The organism is Enterobacter sp. JS8-1 (assembly GCF_049187015.1).
In the GTDB taxonomy this organism is placed as follows: Bacteria; Pseudomonadota; Gammaproteobacteria; order Enterobacterales; family Enterobacteriaceae; genus Enterobacter; species Enterobacter mori.
On the sequence record NZ_CP185805.1, the window covers coordinates 3,767,483 to 3,790,925 of the forward strand.

27 protein-coding genes are annotated in these 23,443 nt (G+C 56.4%); 9 read left to right on the plus strand and 18 right to left on the minus strand.

Translation table 11 applies throughout. The features are described from left to right. The first annotated feature begins 78 nt into the window (after positions 1-78). Genes ACOQH0_RS17910 through ACOQH0_RS17925 form a run of 4 tightly spaced genes read left to right on the plus strand, consistent with a single transcriptional unit; the run spans position 79 to position 4,108 of the window. Entirely contained in the window at positions 79-1,077 is a 999-nt protein-coding gene (locus ACOQH0_RS17910; protein WP_421510925.1) for an ABC transporter substrate-binding protein, read from the plus strand. Then, positions 1,077-2,114: a FecCD family ABC transporter permease gene (locus ACOQH0_RS17915; protein WP_042717167.1), complete on the plus strand. Its 1,038-nt coding sequence runs from the start codon at positions 1,077-1,079 to the stop codon at positions 2,112-2,114. Before ACOQH0_RS17910 ends, ACOQH0_RS17915 begins: the two co-directional genes overlap by 1 nt. Continuing rightward, positions 2,114-2,875, plus strand: a complete 762-nt coding sequence (locus ACOQH0_RS17920) for an ABC transporter ATP-binding protein (RefSeq protein ID WP_010434502.1) — start codon at positions 2,114-2,116, stop codon at positions 2,873-2,875. The genes ACOQH0_RS17915 and ACOQH0_RS17920 overlap by 1 nt, the downstream gene beginning before the upstream one ends. A gap of 15 nt (positions 2,876-2,890) precedes the next feature. Further along, positions 2,891-4,108: an MDR family MFS transporter gene (locus tag ACOQH0_RS17925; RefSeq protein WP_421510926.1), complete on the plus strand. Its 1,218-nt coding sequence runs from the start codon at positions 2,891-2,893 to the stop codon at positions 4,106-4,108. An 8-nt stretch (positions 4,109-4,116) separates the two neighbouring features. Here ACOQH0_RS17925 and ACOQH0_RS17930 read toward each other — a convergent pair whose 3' ends face one another. Then, entirely contained in the window at positions 4,117-4,461 is a 345-nt protein-coding gene (locus ACOQH0_RS17930; protein ID WP_089601225.1) for a nitrous oxide-stimulated promoter family protein, read from the minus strand. Positions 4,462-4,635: 174 nt separating this feature from the next. On the opposite strand from ACOQH0_RS17930, the gene ACOQH0_RS17935 reads away from it, so the two are divergent. Next, positions 4,636-4,866 carry a SymE family type I addiction module toxin gene (locus ACOQH0_RS17935; RefSeq protein WP_010434511.1) on the plus strand — a complete coding sequence of 77 codons (231 nt, stop codon included), beginning with the start codon at positions 4,636-4,638 and terminating at the stop codon, positions 4,864-4,866. 43 nt (positions 4,867-4,909) lie between these two features. On the opposite strand, the gene ACOQH0_RS17940 is transcribed toward ACOQH0_RS17935, so the two are convergent. After that, the gene (locus tag ACOQH0_RS17940; protein WP_407585887.1) at positions 4,910-5,392 is read right to left on the minus strand and encodes a hypothetical protein; all 483 of its coding nucleotides are present in this window, start codon (positions 5,390-5,392) and stop codon (positions 4,910-4,912) included. Beyond that, complete coding sequence (locus ACOQH0_RS17945) at positions 5,389-6,216, minus strand: winged helix-turn-helix domain-containing protein (protein ID WP_089601224.1); 828 nt, start codon at positions 6,214-6,216, stop codon at positions 5,389-5,391. Before ACOQH0_RS17945 ends, ACOQH0_RS17940 begins: the two co-directional genes overlap by 4 nt. 386 nt (positions 6,217-6,602) lie before the next feature. Between ACOQH0_RS17945 and mutS the strand changes: the two genes are divergently transcribed. After that, positions 6,603-9,164: a DNA mismatch repair protein MutS gene (mutS, locus tag ACOQH0_RS17950; RefSeq protein WP_421510927.1), complete on the plus strand. Its 2,562-nt coding sequence runs from the start codon at positions 6,603-6,605 to the stop codon at positions 9,162-9,164. A 93-nt stretch (positions 9,165-9,257) separates the two neighbouring features. Here mutS and ACOQH0_RS17955 read toward each other — a convergent pair whose 3' ends face one another. The 3 genes from ACOQH0_RS17955 to ACOQH0_RS17965 are packed head-to-tail and all read right to left on the minus strand — an operon-like array spanning position 9,258 to position 11,509. Beyond that, positions 9,258-9,479 (minus strand): non-oxidative hydroxyarylic acid decarboxylases subunit D, encoded by a 222-nt coding sequence (locus tag ACOQH0_RS17955; protein ID WP_003862116.1) that lies wholly within the window; start codon positions 9,477-9,479, stop codon positions 9,258-9,260. Between the two features lie 10 nt (positions 9,480-9,489). Then, positions 9,490-10,917: a non-oxidative hydroxyarylic acid decarboxylases subunit C gene (locus ACOQH0_RS17960; RefSeq protein ID WP_010434519.1), complete on the minus strand. Its 1,428-nt coding sequence runs from the start codon at positions 10,915-10,917 to the stop codon at positions 9,490-9,492. After that, on the minus strand, positions 10,907-11,509 hold the full coding sequence (locus ACOQH0_RS17965; protein ID WP_421510928.1) for a non-oxidative hydroxyarylic acid decarboxylases subunit B: 603 nt from the start codon (positions 11,507-11,509) through the stop codon (positions 10,907-10,909). Before ACOQH0_RS17965 ends, ACOQH0_RS17960 begins: the two co-directional genes overlap by 11 nt. Positions 11,510-11,681: 172 nt before the next feature. Here ACOQH0_RS17965 and ACOQH0_RS17970 point away from each other — a divergent pair, with 172 nt between their 5' ends. Then, complete coding sequence (locus tag ACOQH0_RS17970; RefSeq protein WP_174341013.1) at positions 11,682-12,089, plus strand: MarR family winged helix-turn-helix transcriptional regulator; 408 nt, start codon at positions 11,682-11,684, stop codon at positions 12,087-12,089. Here the strand turns inward: ACOQH0_RS17970 and ACOQH0_RS17975 are convergent. Further along, positions 12,086-12,973 (minus strand): LysR substrate-binding domain-containing protein, encoded by an 888-nt coding sequence (locus ACOQH0_RS17975; RefSeq protein WP_421510929.1) that lies wholly within the window; start codon positions 12,971-12,973, stop codon positions 12,086-12,088. The genes ACOQH0_RS17970 and ACOQH0_RS17975 overlap by 4 nt on opposite strands. 109 nt (positions 12,974-13,082) lie before the next feature. Between ACOQH0_RS17975 and ACOQH0_RS17980 the strand changes: the two genes are divergently transcribed. Further along, positions 13,083-14,291 carry an MFS transporter gene (locus tag ACOQH0_RS17980; RefSeq protein WP_421510930.1) on the plus strand — a complete coding sequence of 403 codons (1,209 nt, stop codon included), beginning with the start codon at positions 13,083-13,085 and terminating at the stop codon, positions 14,289-14,291. Next, positions 14,288-14,665: a DUF4440 domain-containing protein gene (locus tag ACOQH0_RS17985; protein WP_089601212.1), complete on the plus strand. Its 378-nt coding sequence runs from the start codon at positions 14,288-14,290 to the stop codon at positions 14,663-14,665. Before ACOQH0_RS17980 ends, ACOQH0_RS17985 begins: the two co-directional genes overlap by 4 nt. A gap of 54 nt (positions 14,666-14,719) precedes the next feature. On the opposite strand, the gene rpoS is transcribed toward ACOQH0_RS17985, so the two are convergent. The 11 genes from rpoS to cysN all read right to left on the minus strand — a co-directional run bounded on the left by rpoS (position 14,720) and on the right by cysN (position 23,435). Continuing rightward, positions 14,720-15,712 (minus strand): RNA polymerase sigma factor RpoS, encoded by a 993-nt coding sequence (gene rpoS / locus ACOQH0_RS17990; RefSeq protein ID WP_013098493.1) that lies wholly within the window; start codon positions 15,710-15,712, stop codon positions 14,720-14,722. 59 nt (positions 15,713-15,771) lie between these two features. Beyond that, entirely contained in the window at positions 15,772-16,896 is a 1,125-nt protein-coding gene (gene nlpD / locus ACOQH0_RS17995; RefSeq protein WP_421510931.1) for a murein hydrolase activator NlpD, read from the minus strand. A gap of 116 nt (positions 16,897-17,012) precedes the next feature. Next, positions 17,013-17,639, minus strand: coding sequence for a protein-L-isoaspartate(D-aspartate) O-methyltransferase (locus tag ACOQH0_RS18000; protein WP_010434533.1), 627 nt, complete (start codon positions 17,637-17,639; stop codon positions 17,013-17,015). Then, positions 17,633-18,394 carry a 5'/3'-nucleotidase SurE gene (gene surE, locus ACOQH0_RS18005; RefSeq protein WP_421510932.1) on the minus strand — a complete coding sequence of 254 codons (762 nt, stop codon included), beginning with the start codon at positions 18,392-18,394 and terminating at the stop codon, positions 17,633-17,635. The genes ACOQH0_RS18000 and surE overlap by 7 nt, the downstream gene beginning before the upstream one ends. Continuing rightward, entirely contained in the window at positions 18,375-19,424 is a 1,050-nt protein-coding gene (gene truD, locus ACOQH0_RS18010) for a tRNA pseudouridine(13) synthase TruD (protein WP_421510933.1), read from the minus strand. The genes surE and truD overlap by 20 nt, the downstream gene beginning before the upstream one ends. Then, positions 19,421-19,900, minus strand: a complete 480-nt coding sequence (gene ispF / locus ACOQH0_RS18015; RefSeq protein WP_008499607.1) for a 2-C-methyl-D-erythritol 2,4-cyclodiphosphate synthase — start codon at positions 19,898-19,900, stop codon at positions 19,421-19,423. The genes truD and ispF overlap by 4 nt, the downstream gene beginning before the upstream one ends. Continuing rightward, positions 19,900-20,610: a 2-C-methyl-D-erythritol 4-phosphate cytidylyltransferase gene (ispD, locus tag ACOQH0_RS18020; RefSeq protein ID WP_216357898.1), complete on the minus strand. Its 711-nt coding sequence runs from the start codon at positions 20,608-20,610 to the stop codon at positions 19,900-19,902. The genes ispF and ispD overlap by 1 nt, the downstream gene beginning before the upstream one ends. A gap of 19 nt (positions 20,611-20,629) precedes the next feature. Continuing rightward, positions 20,630-20,941, minus strand: a complete 312-nt coding sequence (ftsB, locus tag ACOQH0_RS18025) for a cell division protein FtsB (RefSeq protein WP_411356155.1) — start codon at positions 20,939-20,941, stop codon at positions 20,630-20,632. A 79-nt stretch (positions 20,942-21,020) separates the two neighbouring features. After that, positions 21,021-21,347, minus strand: coding sequence for a DUF3561 family protein (locus ACOQH0_RS18030; protein WP_042716229.1), 327 nt, complete (start codon positions 21,345-21,347; stop codon positions 21,021-21,023). Between the two features lie 58 nt (positions 21,348-21,405). Beyond that, the gene (gene cysC / locus ACOQH0_RS18035) at positions 21,406-22,011 is read right to left on the minus strand and encodes an adenylyl-sulfate kinase (RefSeq protein ID WP_010434543.1); all 606 of its coding nucleotides are present in this window, start codon (positions 22,009-22,011) and stop codon (positions 21,406-21,408) included. After that, complete coding sequence (gene cysN, locus ACOQH0_RS18040) at positions 22,011-23,435, minus strand: sulfate adenylyltransferase subunit CysN (protein ID WP_218308415.1); 1,425 nt, start codon at positions 23,433-23,435, stop codon at positions 22,011-22,013. The genes cysC and cysN overlap by 1 nt, the downstream gene beginning before the upstream one ends. Between the last annotated feature and the right edge of the window lie 8 nt (positions 23,436-23,443).

Here is a 23,443-nt window from a genome sequence, read left to right on the forward strand (position 1 = left end):
GTTTCCTCTGTATAAAATTCCGCCTTAATAATGAGTTTCATTTGCAACAACAATAATATTAACGAAGGGTAGCGTTTAATGAAAAAGGTCATCTGCGCGTTAGGCCTGGCGATTGCGTCGGTCGGTTCTGCTCTGGCAACCACATATCCCCTGACGATTGAAAACTGTGGCTATAAAGAGACGTTCACCAAAGCGCCGGAACGCGTCGTGGCCCTGGGTCAGAACACCGTCGAAATTTTGCTCCTGCTGGGCCTGGAAGATAAGGTGAAGGCCAGCGCCTTCTGGCCGACCAAAGTGCTGCCGCAGCTGGCTGAAAAGAATGCAAAAATCAAAACCCTGACGGTAGAAATCCCGACGCTGGAATCCATCCTTTCGCAAAATCCCGATTTTGTTCCAGCCCAGCTTCCTCTGCTGCTCGGGCCGGAAAGTAAGGTCGCAAAACGTGAAGATCTGGCCACCGTCGGCGTGAACAGCTATTTATCACCAGGCATGTGCGCCACCAAAAAGGCCGCAGGCGATATGTACGGCAGCCGCCAGACGCTGTGGGATATGACGTACCTTTATAAAGAGATTGAAGATTTCGCGAAGATTTTCAACGTTGAAGCGCGCGGCCAGGCCGTCATTGCCGATTTCAAAAAACGCGAGGCCGACCTGCGTCAGGAATTTGGTAAAAACAAAAAAGATCTTTCGTTTGTCTTCTGGTTCTCAAGCGCCTCGCCTTCGGCGGATGCCTATGTCGGCGGGAAAAACAGCGCCTCCGGTTTTATTGCTAACGTGCTGGGCGGCCATAACGCCATTACCGCAGAGACCGAATGGCCAACCGTCGGCTGGGAAAGCATTATCGCCGCGAACCCGGACGTGATTGTTGTCTCCAGCCTGGATCGTAACCGCTGGGCGCTGGATAACGCGCAAGAGAAAATCAAATTCCTGAAAAGCGATCCCACCGTCAGCCAGCTGGACGCGGTGAAGAAAGGCCATATCGTGGTGATGGACGGCCAGGCTATGAACCCGACAATCCGCACGATTTACGGCGCTGAACAGGTGGGCGAGCAGCTCAGAAAGCTGGGGCTGAACTGATGACGGCAGCCGTACTTCAGGCCCGACAGGGCCTGTTCCTGACCACCTCTGCTCTGCTTGCCGTGGTCCTGCTGTTGCTAGTGATCGCCCTCGGCGTCAGCGTCGGAGAACTGTCGATTCCGCTGTCCAACGTCTTTTACGCTATTGGCAATAAGCTGGGGCTGACCGACGTTCCGCTCAACCGCATCTATGAGAGCGTGATCTGGGACTTTCGCCTGAGCCGCGCGCTGGTGGCGGCCTGCTGCGGCGCGGGGTTAGCCATCTGCGGCGCCGTGCTGCAAAGCCTGCTGAAGAACGCGCTGGCGGAACCTTACGTGCTCGGCGTGTCCGCGGGTGCGTCAACCGGTGCGGTGTCGGTCGTCGTATTAGGGATTGGCACCGGCGCGGTGTCGCTCTCTGCGGGCGCGTTTGCCGGGGCGTTTGCCGCCTTTGCGTTTGTCGCCTTCCTGACGAACGGCGCGCGCGGCGGCAATGAACGCACTATTCTGGCGGGCGTTGCCGCCTCACAGCTGTTCAACGCCATTACCGCCTATACCATCAGCACCTCCGCCAGCGCGCAGCAGGCGCGCGACGTGATGTTCTGGCTGCTGGGCAGCTTCAGCGGCGTACGCTGGCCGGAATTCCAGCTGGCGCTGGTGGTCGTGCTGGCGGGCCTGGCCGTCTGTCTTTACTATTCCCGGGCGCTGGATGCGTTCACCTTCGGTGACGATGCCGCCGCCTCTTTAGGCATTGCCGTACCCTGGGTGCGTCTTGCCTTGTTCACCACCACCGCACTGATTACCGCGACCATCGTCAGCATGGCGGGCTCAATCGGCTTTGTGGGTCTGGTGGTGCCTCACGTCATGCGCTTCCTGTTCGGGCCGCTGCACCGCACGCTGCTGATTGCCAGCGCGCTGGCGGGCGCGATCCTGATGGTGCTGGCCGATATCGCCTCGCGCATGCTGATTGCCCCACAGAGCCTGCCCGTCGGCGTAGTCACCGCGCTGGTGGGCGTGCCGTTCTTTGCCGTAATTATCTACCGTTCAAGGAATAAGTGATGAGTATCTGCGCTGAAAATATTACCTGGAAGGTAGGCAAAAAGGTCATCGTCAACGGCGTCTCGCTGAAGGTTTCACGCGGCGAAACGGTAGGACTGCTCGGCCCTAACGGCTGCGGAAAATCGTCGCTATTGCGCATTCTGGCAGGCCTGCGTCGCCCGGACAGCGGCAGCGTTACCCTGGACGGTCAGGACATCTCCCGCATCGCCAAAAAGCAGCTGGCGCGCCGCGTGGCGTTCGTTGAGCAGCACGGTATGACCGATGCCAACATGCGCGTGCGCGACGTGGTGAAGCTCGGGCGCATTCCGCACCACTCCCCTTTTTCGAACTGGAGCGCGCAGGATGACGAAACCGTCACTGCCGCCTTGCAGCGTGTCGATATGCTGGACCGCAGCGAGCAGGGCTGGATGAGCCTGTCCGGCGGGGAACGGCAGCGGGTGCATATCGCCCGCGCGCTGGCGCAAACGCCAACAGAAATCCTGCTCGATGAACCCACCAACCACCTGGACATTCACCATCAGATGCAGCTGATGCATCTCATCAGCGAGCTGCCGGTGACCAGCATCGTCGCCATCCACGATCTTAACCACGCCTCGATGTTCTGCGATTCGCTGATCGTTATGCAAAAAGGGCAGATCGTCGCAACCGGCACCCCGCAGGCGATCCTGTCGGAGGAGCTGCTATGGGACGTTTTCAGAGTGAAAACCAAAATTGAGATCTCGCCGTATCATGGTAAAAAGCACATTCACTTTATTGTGTAGAGCCGAGTAAACAGCATGCCATTGCGCCCTGCCGCCACCCTCTGGCCGCCCGTTCTGCTGGGCAGCCAATTTGTTTTCAACATTGGCTTCTATGCCGTTGTGCCCTTCCTGGCGATATTCCTGCGCGATGACCTGCTGCTTTCCGGCGGGCTGATCGGGCTGGTGCTTGGTCTGCGCACGTTTTCGCAGCAGGGGATGTTTATCGTTGGCGGCGCGCTGTCGGACCGCTACGGCGCGAAAATCGTTATCCTGAGCGGCTGCGTCATCCGCGTAGCGGGTTATCTGCTGCTGGCCTTCGGGCAATCGCTGTGGCCTATTATTCTCGGGGCGTGTCTGACCGGCATCGGCGGCGCGCTCTTCTCGCCCTCCATTGAAGCGCTGCTGGCGAAAGCGGGAACGCAAAGTGAGGCAAAAGGTAAACGGAGCCGCGCAGAGTGGTTTGCGCTCTTTGCCGTTTGCGGGGAACTGGGCGCGGTGCTGGGCCCGATTGCGGGTGCCCTGCTGACGGGGCTTGGCTTTCGTCAGGTTGCGCTGGCAGGCGCCGGCGTGTTTGTTGTCGCGCTCGCGGTGCTCTACTTCTGCCTGCCGGCTGCCCGCCATAGCCAGCGTCCGCTCGCTATTCAGCCCTGGTGGACAACATTTCGCCAGACGCGATTCGTCGCCTTTATCATCGCCTACAGCTCGTGGCTGTTGAGCTATAACCAGCTTTACCTGGCGCTACCGGTGGAGATCCAGCGTTCCGGAGGCAGCGAGAAAGATCTGGGCCCACTGTTTATGCTGGCCTCGGTGCTGATCGTCGCGTTTCAGCTCCCCCTTGCGCGTGTTGCAAGGCGGATCGGCGCGGTCAGAATTTTGCCCGTGGGCTTTTTGCTGCTCTCTGCGGCCTTTGCCAGCGTGGCGCTGTTTGCTGCAAAGGAGCCGCCGGAAGGCTGGCTGCGGCTGTTGCCCTCTGCGAGCATGGTCACGCTGTTAACGCTGGGGCAGATGCTGCTGGTGCCGTCGGCAAAAGATCTCATCCCCCGCTTCGCCGAGGAATCGACGCTTGGGGCCCACTATGGCGCACTCTCAACCGCCGGGGGCGTTGCGGTACTGGCAGGAAACCTGCTGTTTGGCAGCCTGCTGGATCGCGCGCTGGTGCCTTCGCTGGAGGCCGTTTATCCCTGGCTGCTGCTGGCCATTTTCCCACTCTGCAGCGCTGTCGCCTTGAATATTATCTGTCGACCGCTTCGGTAATAAATACGTTACGTTTTCGGACGATACTTTTGCGGCAACGCCGGTACTGGACGACGATCGTCAATCAGATGACGAAGAGTCAGAATCGGATGACGCCACAGCATTCTCGGCCCCGCCCAGCGCATAACCTGCTTCATCTCTTCTCGCTTCGCGGGCTGGTAGCAGTGAATGGGACACTGTTTACAGGCCGGCTTTTCTTCCCCAAACGCACATTTATCGAGACGCTTATCGGCATAGGCCTTAAGCGCCTGATAATGCCCCTCCTCTGTTGAAGCCTGAGGACATTTTTTCTCATATAAAGCGATCATTTTGGCGATCGTCACTTTTTCTCTTGCGATGCGTTTACCGGACATGGGAGATCACCCTCTCATAAATTGCATTCATGATACTCCTTTACGCAGTGATTTTCAGTCGTTGCATTCCGCTTTCTGAAGACGCCTTCCGCTTTTAAGCCAGCGCGAGGCCAGGGTTACTGGTATTTTATACAGCCAATACGTTCCCCTGTTAGCCAGCCAAGAGGAGTGCCTATGCAAGCGATTACCGCTACAAAAACGTACCGTCATTTAAAAGTCGGCTATTTTAGAAAGCGCCATGAAGATCGTAAAACCAAGATCCCGCGCCGCTATAGCATGCATGCTGCCCTGAGCCTGAAAGGTGATTGGCTAGAGAAAGCGGGCTTTACAACCCATTCGCGGGTCAGAGTGGGCGTCGAACAGGGGAAAATCATCATTGAGCTGGTGGAAGAAGACGGGAAATGACCATGCCGCCGTGCAGGCGGCGACATCACCTATTCCCGGCCAGTCAGCGCGCGCAGAAGAATATTGGGCGCTTACCCACGGAGAACATAAACCCCTTAGGTCCTTGTTTTGTAATTGAATAATTTAATTTTTTATTGGGGTAAACAAAGAAGTCGGGCAGAACATCGCTGATAACGTCATTGGGTAGTGATTCATCATCGTTCACATGAAGGATATTGAGCGACGTAAAGTGGAAGGAGTCCTTATTTTCCGTCCAGACGTAGGAGACATCCCTGCGGATAACCCCTATCACTTTATCGTTCTTATAATACGTGCCGCTTACCGCAACGATGCCGGTTTGCGTCTTCATCGTGTACATGAAGTCGAGCGTAATGTGAGCGCGGGCATCCTCGTGATAAACCACGATTGACGCTGAGCAGGCCTCTGTGTTTTCCCGTTTTTCCAGACGTAAATGATACAGCCAGGAAATCAGCGCGCCCGCGGCAAAAAACATCAGGCACAATAACACTATCGTGCGTTTCTTCATTGCATATACCCCCTGAAATACAATGCCGTGCATTCTGCATTGGGTTCTGCTTCATAAGGCTTTCTGCAGGCGAGCACGGACAGGGCAGGCGCATTGCTGGAAGAAGAGAAATAAATCCACGGATACTTTTTACAATCAAGCCCGGTTTTCATGATAATTTTAATAAAGCGCGAGAAATTACCAATACTTTTAATATCATCACTTTGCGAGAAATAGTGGCAACCGTTTTCGGTTCGGTTAATGGTGTAATTCTGGAAAAAATCTTTATCCGGATTATCTCGGAAGATGTGATGCAGCATGAAATAGCCCAGTGCAAAGGAGATAATCATTAAGAGCACAGGAAAAAACAGGCGACGTAATTTACGCGGCGATTTTTTTTCGACCAGCACCTGAGACGTATTCACCGCCGGTTGTTCGACAGGCACCGTCAGAGGCGCTTCGGGCAACGAAACCTCTGCTGGTTCTTCTGTATCCACCCCATCCGTTTCAACGCGGGTGACCTTTACGCTTTTATGAATCTGGAAACCTTTTCTCGGCACCGTCGCAACCAGCGTGTCGCTCGTTTCTCCAGCCGAACGCAAACCGCGCCGGATAATAGAGATATTCTGATAAAGCGTATTTGCCGGGACGATCATCCCGTCCTCGCCCCACACTTTATCGAAGAATTCTTTCTGGTTCACCACCTCTGGCGAGGATTCCAGTAAAAGCGCGAGACAACGACTTGCTGGCGTTGTCAGAATTACGCTTAATTCAGGTTTATTCAACGAGACAAGGACGTTTTTGTCAGGACAAAATTTAATATTATCGTTAATTATCCAAAACATACGCTACTCGCTCGACAGCAAACAGAATCGGGAAACTATTGATATGAATGATAATTATACGCTGCGGCTATTTCTTGTCAAAGCAAGAAGTTACGGTATAAGTGAGCGAAAGAATGCGTTCCTGAATGAATAATATAACGAGTGCTCTTATGCGGAAGGTACGTGCAAAAAGCCCCGTTTTCGCATAGATGGAATCCGGTACGCACTTTAGTCGAAAGAGCCTTCTCCTTCTGTTTTCCTGCTCTACAGACTCCGTTATCATGGTCACCAAACATTGCATGATAAGACGCTCAGGATTTCATGAGTTCCAATGAGACAGGAAGACACCTGACAATAAAAACAAAAGCCAACTCATTGAAAGTTAATAAAATGGACACGATACGCTAATGAGTACACTAGAGAATTTCGACGCACATACCCCCATGATGCAGCAGTACCTGAAGCTGAAAGCACAGCATCCGGAAATTCTGCTGTTTTACCGTATGGGCGACTTTTACGAGCTCTTTTATGACGATGCTAAACGTGCGTCGCAGTTGCTCGACATCTCCCTGACCAAACGCGGCGCATCGGCAGGTGAGCCCATCCCTATGGCCGGTATCCCGCATCATGCGGTGGAAAACTATCTGGCGAAACTGGTGAATCAGGGAGAATCCGTCGCCATTTGCGAGCAGATTGGCGATCCCGCCACGTCAAAAGGCCCGGTTGAGCGCAAAGTCGTGCGCATCGTCACGCCCGGCACCATCAGCGACGAAGCGCTGCTGCAAGAACGCCAGGATAACCTGCTGGCCGCACTCTGGCAGGATAGTAAAGGATTTGGCTATGCGACGCTGGATATCAGCTCCGGGCGTTTTCGCCTGAGTGAACCGGCTGACCGTGAGACGATGGCTGCCGAATTGCAGCGTACTAACCCGGCAGAGCTGCTCTACGCCGAAGATTTCGCTGAAATGGCGCTGATTGAAGGTCGTCGTGGTCTGCGTCGTCGTCCGCTGTGGGAATTCGAAATTGATACTGCGCGCCAGCAGCTCAATCTGCAGTTTGGCACGCGCGACCTGATTGGCTTTGGCGTGGAAAACGCCCCGCGCGGACTGTGTGCGGCAGGCTGTCTGCTGCAATATGTAAAAGATACCCAGCGTACTGCCCTGCCGCATATCCGCTCTATCACCATGGAGCGTCAGCAGGACAGCATCATCATGGACGCCGCCACGCGCCGTAACCTGGAGATAACCCAGAATCTGGCAGGCGGCGTTGAAAATACCCTGGCTTCCGTCCTCGACAGTACCGTTACGCCGATGGGCAGCCGCATGCTTAAGCGCTGGCTGCATATGCCGATTCGCGACACCAATACGCTTATCGGCCGCCAGCAAACCATCGCCGCATTGCAGGACAGTTACACCGAATTACAGCCGGTACTGCGTCAGGTAGGCGATCTGGAGCGTATCCTCGCCCGCCTGGCTCTGCGTACGGCACGCCCGCGCGACCTCGCACGTATGCGCCATGCCTTCCAGCAACTGCCGGAACTGCGCGCTCAGTTGGGCAACGTCGACAGCGCACCGGTGCAAAAATTGCGCGAAACGATGGGCGAATTCACCGAGCTTCGCGAACTGCTTGAGCGCGCCATCATCGATGCGCCTCCGGTACTGGTACGCGATGGCGGCGTGATTGCCCCCGGATATAACGAAGAGCTGGACGAGTGGCGCGCGCTGGCAGACGGCGCAACGGACTACCTTGATAAGCTGGAGAGCCGTGAACGCGAGCGTCTGGGTCTTGATACCCTGAAAGTGGGCTATAACGCGGTCCACGGCTACTACATTCAGATCAGCCGCGGGCAGAGTCACCTGGCGCCGATTCACTACGTGCGCCGCCAGACGCTGAAAAACGCTGAGCGCTACATTATTCCCGAGCTGAAAGAGTACGAGGACAAAGTCCTCACCTCGAAAGGAAAAGCGCTGGCGCTGGAAAAGCAGCTGTATGACGAGCTGTTCGACATGCTGATGCCGCACCTGGCCGATCTGCAGCTAAGCGCCGCCGCGTTGGCCGAACTGGACGTGCTGGTCAACCTTGCTGAACGCGCTGAAACGCTGAACTATACCTGCCCGACCTTTACCGACAAGCCCGGCATTCGCATTACGGAAGGGCGTCATCCGGTGGTGGAGCGCGTACTGAACGAACCGTTCATCGCTAACCCGCTCAGCCTGTCGCCGCAGAGACGCATGCTGATCATTACCGGACCGAACATGGGCGGTAAGAGTACCTATATGCGTCAGACGGCGCTGATTGCGCTGCTCGCGTATATCGGCAGCTACGTCCCGGCGCAAAACGTGGAGATTGGCCCAATCGACCGCATCTTTACCCGCGTCGGGGCTGCGGACGATCTGGCGAGCGGTCGTTCAACCTTCATGGTCGAGATGACCGAAACGGCTAACATTCTGCATAACGCCACCGAGCACAGCCTGGTGCTGATGGACGAAGTCGGGCGCGGAACATCAACCTATGATGGTTTGTCCCTAGCGTGGGCCTGCGCGGAAAGCCTCGCGAATAAAATCAAGGCTATGACGCTGTTTGCGACCCATTACTTCGAACTGACGCAGTTGCCGGAGAAAATGGAAGGAGTGGCGAACGTGCATCTTGATGCACTGGAGCACGGCGACACCATCGCCTTTATGCACACGGTGCAGGATGGCGCGGCAAGCAAGAGCTATGGGCTGGCCGTAGCGGCGCTGGCAGGTGTACCGAAAGAGGTGATCAAGCGCGCGCGTCAGAAACTGCGCGAACTGGAAAGCCTGTCGCCGAACGCGGCGGCGACGCAGATAGATGGTACGCAGATGTCGCTGCTGGTGCCTGCGGAAGAGACGTCGCCAGCCGTGGAAGCGCTGGAGAATCTCGACCCGGATTCACTGACGCCGCGTCAGGCGCTGGAGTGGATTTATCGGCTGAAGAGTCTGGTTTAGTTCTCTGCGGTCTGTTTTGTCGGGTGGCGGCTTCGCCTTACCCGACCTACAAAACCCGTAGGCCCGGTAAGCGCAGCGCCACCGGGCTTTTTTTTACAGCAACGGTGGGATCGTCGGCACCTGCGGTGCCTCGTCAATATCCTTCTGCGTCATGCGAAACGCTTCAGGGTAGTGCTCGCGGCTGGTACGGCGCAGCGGTTCGGTATCGCGCCAGGTATACAAACAATGCTGGCACTGGTAAACGGTCCAGACCCCTTTCACCGGTGACGTCGCCATCACTTCAATATGCTCATCGGCACAACGTGGACAAATCATCTTTTCCTCCTTATTGGCGTGCTGCCAGCATCGCGGTCAATTTTTCAGCCCAGGCTTTGGTTTCAGGCAGATCCTGTACCGGCTGGCTGTAGTGGCCACGGGTGTCCGGTGCAACTGGCGTGGTGGCATCAATAATCAGCTTGTCGGTAATGCCCGCCGGGCTGGAACCAGGGTCAAGTTCAAGGACCGACATGTTCGGCAGCTGTACCAGATCCCCTGCCGGGTTCACTTTCGACGACAGCGCCCACATCACCTGCGGGAGGTTGAACGGATCGACATCTTCATCCACCATGATTACCATCTTCACGTAGCCCAGACCGTGCGGCGTGGTCATAGCACGTAAACCGACCGCGCGGGCAAAACCACCGTAACGTTTTTTGGTGGAGATAATCGCCAGCAGGCCGTGGGTGTACATCGCGTTCACCGCCTGCACTTCCGGGAATTCTGCTTTTAGCTGCTGGTAAAGCGGTACGCAGGTTGCCGGGCCCATCAGATAATCAATCTCGGTCCACGGCATGCCGAGGTAGAGCGACTCAAAAATCGGTTTGGTGCGGTAAGAGACTTTGTCGATACGTACAACCGTCATGTTACGTCCACCGGAATAGTGCCCGGTAAACTCGCCGAACGGCCCTTCGATTTCACGCTTGCGGCCTTCGATGACCCCTTCAAGGATAACTTCAGAACCCCAGGGCACGTCGAAGCCGGTCAGCGGCGCGGTGGCAATCGGGTACGGGCTTTCACGCAGTGCGCCGGCCATTTCATACTCGGACTGATCGTATTTCAGCGGCGTCGCGCCCATCAGCGTGATGATCGGATCGTTGCCGAGGGTAATCGCAATCGGCAGATCTTCACCGCGCTCTTCCGCTTTATGCAGATGCAGAGCGATATCGTGCATCGGAACCGGCTGCAGGCCGAGCTTGCGCTTGCCCTTCACTTCCATGCGGTAGATGCCGACGTTCTGCTTGCCGAAGTGGTCCGGGTCGAGCGGATCGCGCGAGACGACGCACGCTTTATCGAGATAAAAACCGCCGTCACCGTCGTTCAGGCGAAATAGCGGCAGAATGTCGAACAGGTTGATCTCTTCACCATCCACCGTATTCTGCGCCCAGGCGGGGTTAGCGCGACGCTCTGGCGTAACGGGGAATTTATCCCAACGGCGAATAAACTCGTCGATCTGTTTTTTTACCGGGGTGTTCGCAGGCAGCCCCATCGAAATGGCGTGGTTTTGCCAGGAGCCGATGGTGTTCATCACCACGCGGGCATCGGTAAAGCCGCGAATATTGTCGAACCACAGCGCGGGCGCGCCGTCGCCAATGCGGCCGGTCGCGTTGGCTGCCGCCGCCAGATCCGGCTCGGCGTTCACCTCTTCCTCAATTTTCAGCAGTTGCCCTTGCTCATCGAGCGCCTGCAGGAAGCTTCTCAAATCATCAAATGCCATCGTTATTCTCCTGTGAAAAATGTTTCGCCTCACGCAAGCCGTTCCAGCGGCGCGCCTTTTTATGCTCCAGACCGAACTGGTCGAGCACGCGGGTCACGATATGCTGGGTAATGTCATCGGCGGTTTGCGGGTGGTTGTAATACGCAGGCATGGGCGGCACCATCGCCACGCCCATGCGGGAAAGTGCAAGCATGTTCTCCAGATGAATGGTGCTGAGCGGCGTTTCACGCGGGACCAGCACCAGCTTTCGCCCCTCTTTCAGCACCACATCCGCCGCACGCCCCACCAGCCCTTCGGCGTAGCCCGCGCGGATGCCCGCCAGCGTTTTCATGCTGCAGGGAATGACGATCATGCCGTCGGTGCGAAACGAGCCGGAGGAGATGGTGGCGGCCTGGTCAGCCGGGCTGTGAACAACGTCAGCCAGTGCGGTGACGTCCTGCGCGGTGTAAGGCGTTTCCAGCTCAATGGTGGTTTTTGCCCACTTCGACATCACCAGATGGGTTTCCACCTCCGGCATCTCTCGCAGTGCCTGCAATAAAGCCACACCCAGCGGCGCGCCCGTTGCTCCCGTCATTCCTACTATCAATCTCATTCAGTACCTCAATCATTTTGTTCGTATACGAACATATTGAGTAACCTACTCCTGGAACCTGTTCATGACAAGATCGTTCGCATACGATCACACTAAATGCTAAAAACTCCCGCGTTATAATCCAGGGCGTTAGCGGCTATCATAGAGAGTGATTTTTTTCGTCGGAGTGTTCATGGAACTAAGACAAGAAGCGTTCCACCTGTTGCGCCAGCTTTTTCAACAACATACTGCGCAATGGCAGCATGCTTTGCCGGAGCTGACCAAGCCGCAATATGCGGTTCTGCGCTCAATTGCCGAACATCCGGGTATCGAACAGGTGGCATTGACCGAAGTGGCCGTCAGCACGAAAGCGACGCTGGCAGAGATGCTCAGCCGCATGGAGGCGCGTGGGCTGGTAAAACGCGAGCACGATCCCGCAGATAAGCGCCGCCGGTTTGTCTTCCTGACGCCAGAAGGTGAAGCCCTGCTTGCAGGCTGTAAACCGGTCGGCAATGACGTGGATGAGGCGTTTTTAGGACGCCTGAGCAAGACCGAACGCGAGCAATTTTCTGCGCTGATCAAAAAGATGATGCACGACTAATTCACCCTCGCACGCATAAAATCGATAAACTTTCGGACTTTCGCGGGCACGTGTTGGGCATCGGGATAAACCGCATAGATGCCCTGCTGTGCAAAGGTGTAGCCGGGTAATACCGACGCCAGTTGCCCTGCATCCAGCGCATTTCGCACCAGCCATTCAGGCAGTAACGCCACGCCGCCTCCGGCACGTGCGAAAGCCATCAGCGCCTGAGCACTGTCAGCATACAGACGCGGGGCTTTCGTGATTTCAAACGAGACAAGCTCTCCGCTGCTCGCTTTCACCTGCCAGCGCAGTGGAGAGGGCAAACGCTCGTGAATGATCCAGTCGGCTTTCGCCAGCTGTTCAAGGGTCTCTACCGGATGGTTAGCCAGCCATTCCGGCGCTGCCACCGGCAATATGGCGAAAGAGGTAATCATCGCGGCGTGGTAGCGTGAATCGGCGAGCGTTCCCAGTCGGATGGCGACGTCAAAGCGCTCAGAGATAAGGTCGGCATGCAAAGAGGACGAAACGTGGCGCACGCGAAGTTCCGGGTGCTGCTGACTAAATTCCGCCAGCAAAGGCACCACAACCTGCGAGCCGTACTCGGGCGTGGTGGTTATCCGCAATTCTCCGGAGAGTCCCGCATGATTCGCGCGGACATCGTCCTGCAGCTGTTCTGCCTCCTTCAGAAGCGCGACGCTTCGCTGATGAAAAAGCGCGCCCGCCTCGGTTAACGTCAGACGGCGGGTTGACCGCAGCAGCAGCGTAACGCCCAGCTCGTCTTCAAGCTGGCGAATGTTGAAACTCACCACGGCTTTTGTCAGCCCCATTGCCTCTGCCGCGGCGGTGAAGCTGCCCGCCTCCGCGACTGCGATAAACATCGCCGTACGCTGTAGAGTAAACATCGTTAACCTTTATCACTGTCAAAAATATTTTGACAGTATATCGCTGTTTGTCGCGTTTATCCGTAGCTCGCGGGCCGATACGATACGCCACCTCACCGGAGGATCCACCATGACGTATCGCAGCAAAGTCGCCGTTGTCTATCTGCTCGGCTTTTTCCTTGATTTGATAAATATGTTTATTGCCAGCGTCGCCTTTCCGGCCATGGCGCGCGCGTTCAACACCACTCCCTCAGCGCTTGCCTGGGTCAGTAACGGGTACATTGCCGGTCTGACGCTAACGATCCCTTTCGGCAGCGCGCTGACGCGACGTATCGGGCCAAAGCGCGTCATCCTCCTCTCTCTGGCTCTCTTTAGCGCGGCCTCCGCTGCTGCGGGATTGTCTTCCTCACTGGAAAGCCTGATTGCCTGGCGTGCACTGCAAGGGATTGGCGGTGGCTTGCTGATCCCGGTGGGACAGGCGCTAACCTGGCAACAGTTTAAGCCTCACGAACGCGCCAGACTCTCCTCGGCGGTGATGCTGGTCGCGTTGCTTGCCCCTGCCTGCTCTCCTGCTATCGGGGGACTGCTGGTGCAGACGCTAAGCTGGCGCTGGATCTTTTTTGCTACGTTGCCCGTCGCCATCGTCACCTTTGTTTTAGCCTGCGTATGGCTTAACGCTGAAATGCCGCCGAAGAAAACAGCCAGGCTATTAAACCTCTCCTTGCTGACCGATCCACTTTTGCGTTTTTCCATGCTTGTCTACGTGTGCGTGCCCGGCATCTTTATCGGGGTAAACGTAACGGGAATGTATTATCTTCAGAGCGAAGCCAGCATGACGCCCGCCGCAACGGGCATGCTTATGCTGCCATGGTCCGCGGCATCGTTTATGGCCATTATGGTAACAGGACGCTATTTTAACCGCGTCGGCCCCCGGCCTCTGGTGGTTATCGGGTGCCTTTTGCAGGCGACGGGCATTCTGCTTTTACTGAACGTCAGTTCGGCATCGCCAGCGCTGTTATCTGTCGCGGCCTTTGTGTTGATGGGGGCCGGAGGCAGTCTTTGCAGCAGCACGGCGCAGAGCAGCGCGTTTCTGACGACAGCCAGGGACGATATGCCTGACGCCAGCGCCCTGTGGAATCTTAATCGTCAGCTAAGCTTTTTTGCGGGAACCCTGCTACTGGCGCAGGCGCTGAGCATTGCGCAGGTTTATCTTGCGCCGCTCGTCGCCTGGCACGGGATGTTTATTTTTGCCGCAGGCATCACTTTAGTGCCTGTATTGTACGTTTTTCGTCTTAACACGATGCAGGTGCTCAGCCAGCTGCGACAGGAGAATTCATGACGCTTTTTGAACACGACATTATCGACCTCCACATTGCGCTTGAAAACTGGTTAGGCAAAGGTGAAGGTGAGGCTGAAACCTTGCTCACCCGCTTTCGACCGGATTTTCTGATGATACCACCAGGCGGCGCACATCTTGACTATCACGCCCTTGCCCATTTTCTCGACACCCAGCGTGGAAGCCGGCCCGGCCTGAAAATCGTCATTGATGAACTCGCCACGATAGAAGCCTGGGATAACGGCGCAGTACTTCACTATCGCGAGACACAAACCCGCCCCGATATGCCGGTAAACGTGCGTTGGTCGACGGCGGTGCTGAATCAGGAAGGCGACAGAATTACGTGGCGTCTGCTGCACGAAACGGCACAGCCGTAGCACCAAAGAAAAATGGCCCGTCTTACGACGAGCCATTTTTTGACGAAAGGTTGCTTATTCGCGGAACAGCGCTTCGATATTCAGACCTTGCCCCTGCAGGATTTCACGCAGGCGACGCAGACCTTCAACCTGAATCTGACGAACACGTTCGCGGGTCAGGCCAATTTCGCGGCCGACGTCTTCCAGTGTCGCAGCTTCATACCCCAGTAAACCGAAACGACGTGCCAGCACTTCACGCTGTTTGGCGTTCAGTTCGAACAGCCATTTGACGATGCTCTGTTTCATGTCATCGTCCTGCGTGGTGTCTTCCGGGCCGTTGTCTTTTTCGTCGGCCAGGATGTCCAGCAGCGCTTTTTCGGAGTCGCCACCCAGCGGGGTGTCAACCGAGGTAATGCGCTCGTTGAGACGCAGCATACGGCTTACGTCATCAACCGGTTTATCAAGCTGTTCGGCAATCTCTTCCGCGCTCGGTTCGTGGTCCAGTTTATGGGACAACTCACGCGCGGTACGCAGATAGACGTTCAGCTCTTTGACGATGTGGATCGGCAGTCGAATCGTACGGGTTTGGTTCATAATTGCCCGTTCGATGGTCTGACGAATCCACCAGGTCGCGTAGGTTGAGAAGCGGAACCCGCGTTCCGGGTCAAATTTCTCAACTGCGCGGATGAGACCTAAGTTGCCCTCTTCAATCAGGTCCAGCAGAGCCAGACCACGATTGCCGTAACGGCGAGCAATTTTCACGACCAGTCGCAGGTTACTTTCAATCATGCGACGGCGCGAGGCAACATCACCACGCAAAGCACGACGTGCGAAATAGACTTCTTCTTCGGCCGTTAACAGTGGGGAGTAACCAATCTCCCCAAGGTAAAGCTGAGTCGCGTCCAGTACACGCTGTGTGGCGCCCTGCGATAACAGCTCTTCTTCAGCCAAATCGTTATCACTGGGTTCCTCTTCTACTAAGGCTTTTTCGTCAAAAGCCTCTGCTCCGTTCTCATCAAATTCCGCATCTTCATTTAAATCATGAACTTTCAGCGTATTCTGACTCATAAGGTGGCTCCTACCCGTGATCCCTGAACGAGACACCCTGGCTGGCATGCCCCGTCAAATTATCGCTGCGGCAAATACTGCAGCGGGTTTACGGATTTCCCCTTGTAACGAATTTCAAAATGCAAGCGTGTAGAACTGGTTCCGGTGCTACCCATGGTAGCGATTTTTTGCCCCGCCTTAACTTCTTGTTGTTCCCGGACCAGCATTGTGTCGTTATGGGCGTAGGCACTCAGGTAATCATCGTTATGTTTGATGATAATAAGATTACCGTAACCGCGCAGAGCGTTACCGGCATAGACAACGCGTCCGTCTGAGGTCGCGATGATAGCCTGTCCCTTACTCCCTGCGATATCGATCCCTTTATTTCCTCCCTCGGAGGAAGAGAAGTTTTCGATAACCTTGCCGTCAGTCGGCCAGCGCCATGCAGAGATAGGCGAACTGGTGGAAGTACTGCTGGCAGTCGGTTCAGTAGAGCTAACCACAGGTGCCGTAACCGGTGCTGTGACAGCAGTCGCAGTCCCTTTATTATTCGGCAACATTTTGTTAGCACTCTGATCACCTGAATCCTCAGAATACGTAATTACAGGTTGTGAAGCAACCACCGTGGTGGATTTTTGTGCAGGCATAACGCTGTTATTTTGCGCTGTCACATCCGCCGCAGAAACTGTGTTCCCCGGCGTGAGTGGCGTACCCGTCGCGTTGCCCACCTGGAGCGTTTGGCCGACTTCCAGTCCGTACGGGGCCTGCACGTTATTGCGTTGTGCCAGGTCACGGAAATCGTTCCCGGTGATCCAGGCAATATAGAACAGCGTGTCGCCGCGCTTCACGGTGTAGGTGCTGCCACCGGTATAGCTCCCTTTCGGAATGTTCCCATACTTGCGGTTGTATACTATGCGGCCATTTTCCGTCTGAACAGGTTGTTCAACTGGCTGAATCTGTGTTGGCTGCGTGGTTGGACGCTGAACCGGCTGGTTCTGCGGAGTTTGCTGCGCCGTAGAGGTGCCCATTTTCGGCGGAGGAGTGATCAACATTCCGCTGGACGTGTTACCCGAGCCGCTGTTCCCGCCGACGGAGCTTACAGGCGCAGGTGCGTTATTCGAACTTGTACAGCCTGCCAGCCAGAGCGAAACCAGTGATAATGCCGCAACACGGCTGATGGTGAATTTTGGGCTTCCCGCGCTCATTTATCCCCCAGGAATGTGTTAACTACCAGTGACTTAAAAATAACCGTGATGGCACGAACCTTTTGCGCCACACAATACGCTGAATTTGCCTTAATAACCCTGGATAAATCCGAGTCTCAGGCCAGCTCTCCCTTAACCAGAGGCACAAAGCGTACGGCTTCTACGGTATCGATAATAAACTCGCCGCCACGCCGACGAACACGCTTCAGAAGCTGGTGTTCATCGCCCACGGGCAAGACGAGAATGCCGCCTTCATCCAGCTGCGACAAGAGTGCTGCCGGGATCTCCAGCGGTGCGGCCGTGACGATAATGGCATCAAACGGGGCGCGAGCCTGCCAACCCTGCCATCCATCACCGTGACGTGTTGAAACATTATGTAAATCAAGTTGTTTCAGGCGACGACGCGCCTGCCACTGTAAACCTTTGATGCGTTCGACGGAACAAACATGGCGAACAAGATGCGCGAGGATCGCGGTTTGATACCCCGACCCGGTGCCAATCTCCAGCACGCGAGACTCCGGCGTTAGCTCCAGCAGTTCCGTCATGCGCGCCACCATGTAGGGCTGAGAAATAGTCTGGCCTTGCCCAATAGGCAGCGCCACGTTTTCCCACGCTTTGTGCTCAAACGCCTCGTCTACAAACTTCTCGCGCGGAACCTGGGCAAGCGCATCCAGCACATGCTCGTTGGTGATCCCTTGAGCGCGAAGTTGTTCCAGAAGAGTTTGTACACGTTTGCTTACCATTGCACGTTCACCCCGACCCGATCTAACCAGTCCGACACCACATCATGCGCGCTATACGCGGTTAAATCTACGTGCAGTGGCGTAACGGAAACATACCCTTCATCTACAGCAGCGAAGTCCGTATCTGGACCGGCATCGCATTTTTCGCCCGGAGGCCCAATCCAGTAGAGGGTATTGCCGCGCGGATCCTGCTGCGGAATAACCTGGTCAGCAGGATGACGGCTGCCACAGCGCGTCACGCGGATCCCCTTGATCTCATTGAGCGGGAGGTCGGGTACGTTGATATTCAGGATACGGCCGGTACGCAGGGGTTCGCGCCCCAGCGCGCGAAGAATCGCACAGGTGACCGACGCTGCCGTGTCGTAATGCGTATGGCCGTTAAGCGAAACCGCCAGCGCCGGGAAGCCCAGATGACGTCCTTCCATCGCTGCCGCCACGGTACCGGAGTAGATCACGTCATCGCCGAGATTGGGTCCGGCGTTGATACCTGACACCACAATGTCCGGGCGCGGGCGCATCAGCGCATTCACGCCGAGGAACACGCAGTCGGTCGGCGTGCCCATCTGTACGGCGATATCGCCATTTTCAAAGGTAAAGGTGCGAAGCGACGACTCCAGCGTCAGTGAGTTAGACGCTCCACTGCGGTTACGATCGGGAGCCACAACCTGCACATCCGCAAATTCGCGAAGGTGTTTCGCCAGGGTCTGTATACCTGGCGCGTGGATCCCGTCATCGTTACTCAGCAATATTCGCATAATCACCCGAGGTGTTGATAAGTTCCCTGACAACACTGGTGGCAAAGCTACCTGCAGGTAGCCAGAAGCGTAACTCAACGGTCACGTCATCCCACCAGTTCCAGCTTAACTGCTGCGGGTAGAGCAACATCGCGCGGCGTGCTGCTTCGACTTTTTCCCGCACCAGCAGTGATTGTAATTCTGGCGCGTCCGCGACGGCTGACTGCTCGGCAGCAAGCGCGTCGCCCTGCGTGCCCCAGTCGCCCGTTCCGGGCATCGCGGCAGTAATCATCAGCGCTTTGGCGTCCACACGAGACTGGACATCGGCCATTTCATCGACCGTTGCCACAAACCAGCTTCCGCGTCCCGCTAATTGTAGCGCATCGCCGACAACAACTTGATTAGCGTCCGATTTTTTCAGACGTTCGCTCACAATCTGATTAAACAACGCACTGCGGGCCGCAGACAACCAAAAACTGCGTTTATTCCTGTCGCGTACCGGCGCATCGCTTTGCGCCCAGCGCAATGCGCCCTGCAGGTTGCTGCCACCGATACCAAAACGCTGTGCGCCAAAGTAGTTCGGTACGCCGCGTTCGTTTATCGCCTGTAGGCGTTTTTCAACGTCTTCGCGGTCAGTCACTTCACGCAGCACCAGCGTAAAGGCGTTGCCTTTCAACGCGCCCAGACGCAGTTTGCGCTTGTGACGGGCGTACTCCAGCACTTTACAGCCTTCAAGCTCAAACTGGCTTAAATCCGGCATCGTATTGCCCGGCACGCGCGCGCAGATCCACTGTTCAGTGACCGCATGTTTATCTTTCTGTCCGGCAAAGCTCACTTCGCGGGCATGAATTTTCAGGAATTTTGCCAGCGCATCGGCCACAAACCGTGTGTTGCAGCCGTTTTTCAGAATGCGCACCAGAATGTGCTCGCCTTCGCCATCCGGCTCAAAGCCCAGATCTTCCACCACGAGGAAATCTTCCGGGCTGGCTTTCAGCACCCCGTTCCCCTGCGGTTTACCGTGCAGGTATGTCAGGTTGTCAAAGTCTGTCATTTGCTCGCCTTCACCAGCAGCGCCACGGCTTCACAGGCAATGCCTTCGCCACGGCCCGTGAAGCCCAGCTTCTCGGTGGTGGTCGCTTTGACGTTGACGTCGTCCATATGGCAGCCCAGATCTTCCGCGATAAACACACGCATCTGCGGAATGTGCGGCAGCATTTTAGGTGCCTGAGCGATGATGGTCACATCGACGTTACCCAGGGTGTAGCCTTTCGCCTGAATGCGGCGCCACGCTTCGCGCAGCAGTTCGCGGCTGTCTGCCCCTTTAAATGCCGGGTCGGTGTCCGGGAACAGCTTGCCGATATCCCCCAGCGCGGCAGCGCCCAGCAGTGCGTCGGTTAGCGCATGCAGCGCCACGTCGCCATCAGAATGCGCCAGCAGTCCTTTTTCGTAAGGAATACGCACGCCGCCAATGATAATTGGGCCTTCTCCGCCAAAGGCGTGTACATCAAAACCGTGTCCAATTCGCATTATGCCTTCTCCTGATGGGTCGAACGGGTAAGATAAAATTCCGCGAGCTGCAAATCTTCCGGGCGCGTCACTTTTATATTATCAGCGCGCCCTTCAACAAGCTCAGGGTGAAAACCGCAATACTCCAGCGCTGAGGCTTCGTCCGTGATGGTCGCACCGTCTTCAAGCGCACGCGTCAGGCAGTCGTGGAGCAGTTCGCGGGGGAAAAATTGTGGCGTCAGCGCATGCCATAAATCAACGCGCTCAACGGTATGGGCGATAGCCTGTTTGCCCGGCTCGGCGCGTTTCATGGTGTCACGCACGGGGGCAGCCAGAATCCCGCCGACCTTGCTTGTTTCGCTCAGGGCCAGCAGACGCGCAAGATCGTCCTGATGCAGACACGGACGCGCCGCGTCATGTACCAGTACCCACGAGGCGTTTCCGGCAGCCTGAATGCCCGCCAGCACGGAATCGGCGCGCTCGGCGCCACCGTCAACGACGGTAATCTGTGGGTGGTTTGCCAGCGGGAGCTGCGCGAAGCGCGCATCGCCTGGGCTGATGGCGATGACCACGTGCGTCACCCTCGGGTGCGCCAGCAGCGCCGCCACGGCGTGCTCAAGGATCGTTTTATCGCCAATTGAAAGGTACTGCTTGGGACATTCTGTCTGCATGCGCCGGCCAAAACCTGCGGCCGGCACCACGGCACAGACGTCCGAAAAAGTTGCTGCCATGTCGTAATCCTGGGCCTGATTATCGATTGTTTTGTGCTGAGCCCTGATTGCGTTTAGACGCATCCGGAACCAGACGATAAAAAGTTTCGCCCGGCTTAGTCATACTGAGTTCATTGCGTGCGCGTTCCTCAATCGCCTCTTGCCCGCCATTGAGGTCATCAATTTCAGCAAAGAGTTGATCGTTTCGCGCCTTGAGTTTGGCGTTTGTTGCCTGCTGAGCCGCGACGTCATCGCTTACCCGGCTATAGTCGTGCAGTCCGTTCTTACCGAACCACAACGAATATTGCAGCCAGACCAGCAAAGACAGCAACAGCAGCGTTAGTTTACCCATCCTGCCCCCTGAAAAAACGGCATCATCATCCCATAACTTTCCGTTCGACTCTACTCCGGGGTTTTAATTATGTCGCAAGTTAGCCCATCAGCCATAAAAACAGCAGGCCAAACATCACCACAACGGTCACAATCGTGATAACCGTACTATACAGGAGTCGGCCATTGAAGAGGGAGTGCAGCGCAATACCCACCACGACCGCCACAGGCATCAGCGCCAGGAAGAAAGGCCAGGTATAGAGGAAGAAGAACAGCGTGTTACCGCCGTAAATGAGAAACGGGATGCCCAGCGCCAGTAACCACGAGATAAAGCCGACAATGGCCCCAGGGAAGGACCAGGTCGTCTCGTCGTCGGTCGTTAACGGCTCCGACCCGGTGGTGATAATGTAGTTTTCACTGTTGCGCATAGCTGATCCTGTGACCATGACTCATCGTTCGGGAAGACAGCTCCCGAACGATACCGTCTCAGGATCTGATAATATCGTCCCGTCTGAGCAGGTCTAATAATTGGCTTACTAAATTTGTTACCAATTGTTGACCTTCCAGGTGAATCTCTGGCGATTCAGGCGCTTCGTAGACCGCGTCAATGCCGGTGAAGTTACGCAGTTCTCCGGCACGGGCTTTTTTGTACAGCCCTTTCGGGTCGCGCGCTTCGCAAATCTCCAGCGGCGTATCGACAAACACCTCGATAAAGCGATCCTGACCCACGCGTTCGCGCACCATCTGGCGCTCGGCGCGGTGCGGTGAGATAAACGCGGTCAGCACCACCAGCCCGGCATCCGCCATCAGGCTGGCGACTTCGCCCACCCGGCGGATGTTCTCTTTGCGGTCATCGTCGCTAAACCCCAAATCGCTGCACAGGCCGTGACGCACGTTGTCGCCGTCCAACAGGTACGTGCTTACGCCCTGCTGATGCAACGCCTCTTCCAGCGCGCCCGCCACCGTCGATTTACCCGAGCCGGACAGCCCGGTAAACCACAGTACAACGCCACGATGGCCGTGGAGTTGTTCGCGCTGGGCGACGGTGACCGGATGAGGATGCCAGACGACGTTCTCATCATGGGCGGCCATTACTTGCCTCCCAGTAGATCGCGTGCGCCCCAGTGCGGGAAGTGCTTGCGCACCAGCGCGTTCAGTTCCAGCTCGAAGGCGCTGAATTCAGACGCCACGGCAGCCTGTTCTTTAGGCTCGCGCACCATACCGGCCCCGACGGTCACGTTGGTCAGCCTGTCGATAAAGATCAGCCCTCCCGTAACCGGATTCTGCTGATACGGATCCAGCACCAGCGGTTCGTCGAAGGTCAGATCGACCAGACCAATGCCGTTCAGCGGCAGTTCGGTGACGTCACGATGGGTCAGGTTGTTGATATCCACCTGGAACTGAATACCGTCCACGCGGGCGCGGGTTTTCTTACCGGCAATTTTGATGTCATAGCTTTGGCCTGCGGTCAGCGGCTGTTCGGCCATCCACACCACATCCACGGACGCGCCCTGCACTGCCGCCAGCGTTTCGTGGGCATCCACCAGCAGATCGCCCCGGCTGATATCAATTTCGTCTTTCAGCACCAGCGTTACTGCTTCACCGGCGCCCGCTTCCTGCAGGTCACCGTCGAAGGTGACAATGCGGGCGATGGTGGATTCCACGCCGGATGGCAGCACCTTAACGCGCTGGCCAACCTTCACGAAGCCTGACGCGAGGGTGCCGGAGAAGCCGCGGAAATCGAGGTTAGGACGGTTCACGTACTGTACCGGGAAGCGCATCGGCTGGGTGTCGACCACGCGCTGAATTTCAACGGTTTCCAGCACTTCCAGCAGCGTCGGGCCGCTGTACCACGGCATGTTTGTGCTCTGGGAGGCGACGTTATCCCCTTCCAGCGCCGAAAGCGGTACAAAGCGAATATCCAGGTTGCCCGGCAGCTGTTCGGCAAAGGTCAGGTAGCTCTGGCGGATCTCCTCGAACTTCTCTTCGCTGAAGTTCACCAGATCCATCTTGTTGACCGCCACCACCAGGTGTTTGATCCCCAGCAGCGTCGAGATAAAGCTGTGACGACGGGTCTGATCCAGCACGCCTTTACGCGCGTCCATCAGCAGGATCGCCAGGTCGCAGGTAGACGCTCCGGTCGCCATGTTACGGGTGTACTGCTCGTGCCCCGGGGTGTCGGCAATAATAAATTTGCGCTTCTCGGTGGAGAAGTAGCGGTAGGCCACGTCAATGGTGATGCCCTGCTCGCGCTCTGCCTGCAGGCCGTCCACCAGCAGGGCCAGGTCGAGTTTTTCACCCTGGGTGCCGTGACGCTTACTGTCGTTATGCAGGGAAGAGAGCTGATCTTCGTAAATCTGGCGCGTATCGTGCAGCAGGCGGCCAATCAGGGTACTTTTCCCGTCATCCACGCTGCCGCAGGTCAGAAAACGCAGCAGGCTTTTATGTTGTTGCGCGTGCAGATACGCTTCCACGCCGCCTTCGTTGGCAATTTGTTGAGCAATAGTGGTATTCATGGCGGCTC

What these genes read in the sequence shown, in the direction of transcription:
- ACOQH0_RS17925 (WP_421510926.1), top strand. Translation starts at nt 2,891, where the DNA reads ATGCCATTGCGCCCTGCCGCCACCCTCTGGCCGCCCGTTCTGCTGGGC.
- ACOQH0_RS17915 (WP_042717167.1), top strand. Translation starts at nt 1,077, where the DNA reads ATGACGGCAGCCGTACTTCAGGCCCGACAGGGCCTGTTCCTGACCACC.
- ACOQH0_RS17965 (WP_421510928.1), bottom strand. Translation starts at nt 11,509, where the DNA reads ATGAGATTGATAGTAGGAATGACGGGAGCAACGGGCGCGCCGCTGGGT.
- truD (WP_421510933.1), bottom strand. Translation starts at nt 19,424, where the DNA reads ATGACAGACTTTGACAACCTGACATACCTGCACGGTAAACCGCAGGGG.
- surE (WP_421510932.1), bottom strand. Translation starts at nt 18,394, where the DNA reads ATGCGAATATTGCTGAGTAACGATGACGGGATCCACGCGCCAGGTATA.
- ACOQH0_RS17910 (WP_421510925.1), top strand. Translation starts at nt 79, where the DNA reads ATGAAAAAGGTCATCTGCGCGTTAGGCCTGGCGATTGCGTCGGTCGGT.
- mutS (WP_421510927.1), top strand. Translation starts at nt 6,603, where the DNA reads ATGAGTACACTAGAGAATTTCGACGCACATACCCCCATGATGCAGCAG.
- ispD (WP_216357898.1), bottom strand. Translation starts at nt 20,610, where the DNA reads ATGGCAGCAACTTTTTCGGACGTCTGTGCCGTGGTGCCGGCCGCAGGT.
- rpoS (WP_013098493.1), bottom strand. Translation starts at nt 15,712, where the DNA reads ATGAGTCAGAATACGCTGAAAGTTCATGATTTAAATGAAGATGCGGAA.
- ACOQH0_RS17940 (WP_407585887.1), bottom strand. Translation starts at nt 5,392, where the DNA reads ATGAAGAAACGCACGATAGTGTTATTGTGCCTGATGTTTTTTGCCGCG.
- cysN (WP_218308415.1), bottom strand. Translation starts at nt 23,435, where the DNA reads ATGAATACCACTATTGCTCAACAAATTGCCAACGAAGGCGGCGTGGAA.
- ACOQH0_RS17945 (WP_089601224.1), bottom strand. Translation starts at nt 6,216, where the DNA reads ATGTTTTGGATAATTAACGATAATATTAAATTTTGTCCTGACAAAAAC.
- ftsB (WP_411356155.1), bottom strand. Translation starts at nt 20,941, where the DNA reads ATGGGTAAACTAACGCTGCTGTTGCTGTCTTTGCTGGTCTGGCTGCAA.
- ACOQH0_RS17935 (WP_010434511.1), top strand. Translation starts at nt 4,636, where the DNA reads ATGCAAGCGATTACCGCTACAAAAACGTACCGTCATTTAAAAGTCGGC.
- ACOQH0_RS17985 (WP_089601212.1), top strand. Translation starts at nt 14,288, where the DNA reads ATGACGCTTTTTGAACACGACATTATCGACCTCCACATTGCGCTTGAA.
- ACOQH0_RS17930 (WP_089601225.1), bottom strand. Translation starts at nt 4,461, where the DNA reads ATGTCCGGTAAACGCATCGCAAGAGAAAAAGTGACGATCGCCAAAATG.
- ACOQH0_RS17975 (WP_421510929.1), bottom strand. Translation starts at nt 12,973, where the DNA reads ATGTTTACTCTACAGCGTACGGCGATGTTTATCGCAGTCGCGGAGGCG.
- nlpD (WP_421510931.1), bottom strand. Translation starts at nt 16,896, where the DNA reads ATGAGCGCGGGAAGCCCAAAATTCACCATCAGCCGTGTTGCGGCATTA.
- ACOQH0_RS17980 (WP_421510930.1), top strand. Translation starts at nt 13,083, where the DNA reads ATGACGTATCGCAGCAAAGTCGCCGTTGTCTATCTGCTCGGCTTTTTC.
- ACOQH0_RS18000 (WP_010434533.1), bottom strand. Translation starts at nt 17,639, where the DNA reads ATGGTAAGCAAACGTGTACAAACTCTTCTGGAACAACTTCGCGCTCAA.
- ACOQH0_RS17920 (WP_010434502.1), top strand. Translation starts at nt 2,114, where the DNA reads ATGAGTATCTGCGCTGAAAATATTACCTGGAAGGTAGGCAAAAAGGTC.
- ACOQH0_RS17970 (WP_174341013.1), top strand. Translation starts at nt 11,682, where the DNA reads ATGGAACTAAGACAAGAAGCGTTCCACCTGTTGCGCCAGCTTTTTCAA.
- ACOQH0_RS18030 (WP_042716229.1), bottom strand. Translation starts at nt 21,347, where the DNA reads ATGCGCAACAGTGAAAACTACATTATCACCACCGGGTCGGAGCCGTTA.
- ACOQH0_RS17955 (WP_003862116.1), bottom strand. Translation starts at nt 9,479, where the DNA reads ATGATTTGTCCACGTTGTGCCGATGAGCATATTGAAGTGATGGCGACG.
- cysC (WP_010434543.1), bottom strand. Translation starts at nt 22,011, where the DNA reads ATGGCCGCCCATGATGAGAACGTCGTCTGGCATCCTCATCCGGTCACC.
- ispF (WP_008499607.1), bottom strand. Translation starts at nt 19,900, where the DNA reads ATGCGAATTGGACACGGTTTTGATGTACACGCCTTTGGCGGAGAAGGC.
- ACOQH0_RS17960 (WP_010434519.1), bottom strand. Translation starts at nt 10,917, where the DNA reads ATGGCATTTGATGATTTGAGAAGCTTCCTGCAGGCGCTCGATGAGCAA.